This is a genomic window from Haliscomenobacter sp. (genome assembly GCF_040403615.1).
GTDB lineage: Bacteria > Bacteroidota > Bacteroidia > Chitinophagales > Saprospiraceae > Haliscomenobacter.
This window is the reverse complement of sequence record NZ_JBBAKG010000237.1, coordinates 1-2,956: the sequence shown is the minus strand read 5'-3', so window position 1 is coordinate 2,956 and position 2,956 is coordinate 1. Positions and strand designations below refer to the sequence as shown.

Sequence of the window (2,956 nt, the reverse complement as noted above, 5' to 3'; positions counted from 1 at the left end):
AAACCTGAGCACTCCCACCTTTACACGGATTTGATCTGCGGAAATCCGCTGAATCTGCGTCATCCGCGTTCCCATTGGTGTCGCTTTTGCGTTGTTTACGCTGCTGCAAAGTGGCTTATTTCCGCACGCTTTTATTTAACCGCGCAACTCCGCGTCAACTCGTTTACTCGGTTTAAAAAAAATGTGGGTTCAGCACGGCTGTAGAGGCGGTGTCAGTTTTGGTTGGGTATGTTGTTTGAATCTTGGGCGGCACGTTCGATAGCTGCTTGTACGCTTTCCAAGGGCAGATTGAGGATCATGGCAATTTTTTCTGCATCTAACCCTAGTTGTAGCATTTCAGGCACAGCATGGTTGAGGAGTTCTTCATCACGCTTGGCTTCGCCGATTTCGATGCCTTGTTCAAGACCTTGTTCGATGCCCTGTTTTTTAAATTCTTCCTGGATGGCTTGTTCGAATCCCATTGGTTGAGTTGCTTTGGTGATGACTAATAAATCCTGTTCAAATTTAGTTTTTATTTCTGAATTGTCAAAGTCGACATAGAGGGAAATGAACCATATAATGAACTTAATGTGGTCTTTGGGGAGATTGCGCTTGAGCAAGCGTCGGATCATATCGAGTTTTAGCTGTGCCAGCTTTTGTTGATCTTTGGGTTTTTTCAGGAATTGCCATGCGGCTTCCATCACAGCAGCAAAAGGGTTGGTATCCTTGGCCAATTCGGAGGGAGGGTGATCGAGCAGCACATAGGTATTGAATTTGTAGGTCACTTCCGAACCCAGAAAAACATCTTTATACTCCTTAAGATGATAGGTTCGGTCCCAATCGGTATAAATGGCCAATCCGGTTACGGGGCGCTGAAATTTTTCCCGAATGCGGTAAATGCATTCAAACATGCGTTGTGCAAACAGGGCATCTTGATAGCCTTGAACTTCCACATGGATTAAAAACCCTACTTCGACTCCGCTCAGTAACCCATTTCGACTCCGCTCAGTAACCATACTTTGATAAGCTTATCGGCGTGGCGTCTTTTGCCTGGGTTGTCTGGAATCAGTTTTTGAAGTTCGGTATCCAAAAACTCAAAGCCGCGATCAAAGTCGATTTGATTCACATAATCTGGGAAGAAATACCGAAGAAAGTCATCGATGAGGGTTTCGATGATGCTTTTCCAGAGTGTATCTTTAGGAACGTTCATGCATTTGGTTTGTACAATAAAGATATTAATTGTTTTTTAATAAAAAAATAAAAACAAAATAATTTTTTTATTTTGATGCAAATCAAATACCAAATAAGCTGGACAAACTTTTAGGTTCCCGAAAAACCAGTCGCGTAGCGACGGGGCAATTGTAGCAGTGGGTGTCAACCCGCCGATGGAATGTTTGGTGTTTTGAATGGAGTGCCGTAGGTACGACCTGTTTGGTTCAAAATGGGTCGTACCTACGGCACTCCCACCACCACGTTGCACCAATGACGGCGGGCTGACACCCGCCGCTACAATTGAGTCATCGCTACGCGATTTGTCGGCTTAGCTGGATTTATGAATAGAACCAATCGACTGCTGCTTACAGGGGGTTGGGGGCAGTGCAAACGCATTAAAACATCAAAACAAATTGCCTGGACAATCTCTACAAGGTTTTGATTTTCAAAACTATGCAATGTTTATAGCTGAATTTAAGAACCCCCGATCCCTGAAAGGCAGGGTCGATTGGTTCTGGCTTAAGCATGGCAAGAAGCCCTGTTAGGGGCGAAATATGGGTAACAAATGGTGATTCTCGATGTTTCCGAAGTCCCGTAGGGACGTGATGTGGGTATTTTTGCCCTCAAAATACCCATATTTCGTCCCTACGGGACTCTGAAAAACAACGGGGTTGTTTGTATTCTACCCATATCACGCCCCTAGCGGGGCTTCCGTCGCACAGAATAATAGAACTAATCGACCCTGCCTGAAAGGGGAGTACATTTCAGGTAAGAAAAAATCTTACTTTTGCTCAAAGAAAGGTAAAATATTTACCTAACGTAAGCTGGTCTCCCCTTTAGGGGATGGGGGTTAATAAGTATAAGTAAAACAATGCATTGCGACAACAATTTTAATGCATTTGCCTTGGAGCATTCGATAAATTCAAGATTACCCAAGAATTCTAACCGTCAAAGCGCCTCCAAAAGGATTGTCTGAGTAAGCTCGCCGCAGGGCACGTTGAAAAAGCGCTTGATGCAAATCAAAGTCCTCGACCAAAACTTTGCCTTCCAAACTTAGGCGAATGGGGGTAAATCGAATACCTAACTCTTGGTGATCAATTTTGATTTTTGAATAATTGGAATCGCACAGGCAAAAGCAATATTCACCGTCTTCATCTGCCCAATCCCAATATTCATCCGCAGAGCTTAAATGGTTTAAATGATCCAAAACGGGTTGGCAATGTTGTTTATAGCCTGAAGACGCTTTGTCATACAAATCGGCGTAATATTCTTCCAGAAACTTGGTCATCTGGTCCTCAACTATTTTTCCATGAAGCCTCCATAAATATTCATCATCTTCGATGACACATTCAAAACTGGAGGAATTAGCTACAAATGCTTCGCTTACCTTGCGCGCAGCAATGATTGGGTCGACATCTAACTTTTCTACGTTTTTGCGGTCGGCACGGAATTCATGAATCAGACCAGTGGAAATGTACTGTCCCATAAGTTATGGTATTAAGTTGGTTTATAAATAGGTTCAGATAAATGGTGTGTTAATTTGGTGCATTAATGTATTTTAGACACAAATAGTTCCATGATTTTGCTTTTGATGCAAATCAAATGTCAAATAAGTTGGACAAACTTTTAGGTTCCCGAAAAACCAGTCGCGTAGCGACGGGGCAATTGTAGCAGTGGGTGTCAACCCGCCGATGGAATGTTTGGTGTTTTAAATGGAGTGCCGTAGGTACGACCTGTTTGGTGTTTTTGCACTCAAAATACCCAC

At 43.1% G+C, this 2,956-nt stretch carries 4 protein-coding genes; 1 reads left to right on the top strand and 3 read right to left on the bottom strand.

Annotated features, from left to right (window positions below; translation table 11 throughout):
• A partial coding sequence (locus ABW391_RS29160; RefSeq protein WP_353485429.1) for a hypothetical protein occupies window positions 1-204 on the top strand: 204 nt, incomplete at its 5' end.
• A gap of 8 nt (window positions 205-212) precedes the next feature.
• On the opposite strand, the gene ABW391_RS29155 is transcribed toward ABW391_RS29160, so the two are convergent.
• From ABW391_RS29155 to ABW391_RS29145, 3 genes are all read right to left on the bottom strand, one after another.
• On the bottom strand, window positions 213-995 hold the full coding sequence (locus ABW391_RS29155; protein WP_353485428.1) for an RpnC/YadD family protein: 783 nt from the start codon (window positions 993-995) through the stop codon (window positions 213-215).
• Window positions 962-1,189: a hypothetical protein gene (locus ABW391_RS29150; RefSeq protein ID WP_353485427.1), complete on the bottom strand. Its 228-nt coding sequence runs from the start codon at window positions 1,187-1,189 to the stop codon at window positions 962-964. The genes ABW391_RS29155 and ABW391_RS29150 overlap by 34 nt, the downstream gene beginning before the upstream one ends.
• Before the next feature lie 930 nt (window positions 1,190-2,119).
• Window positions 2,120-2,677 carry a hypothetical protein gene (locus tag ABW391_RS29145; protein ID WP_353485426.1) on the bottom strand — a complete coding sequence of 186 codons (558 nt, stop codon included), beginning with the start codon at window positions 2,675-2,677 and terminating at the stop codon, window positions 2,120-2,122.
• Window positions 2,678-2,956 lie beyond the last annotated feature (279 nt).

Excerpts from the sequence above, each read along its gene's own strand:
- ABW391_RS29155 (WP_353485428.1), bottom strand. The coding sequence starts at position 995 with ATGGTTACTGAGCGGAGTCGAAATGGGTTACTGAGCGGAGTCGAAGTA.
- ABW391_RS29145 (WP_353485426.1), bottom strand. The coding sequence starts at position 2,677 with ATGGGACAGTACATTTCCACTGGTCTGATTCATGAATTCCGTGCCGAC.
- ABW391_RS29150 (WP_353485427.1), bottom strand. The coding sequence starts at position 1,189 with ATGAACGTTCCTAAAGATACACTCTGGAAAAGCATCATCGAAACCCTC.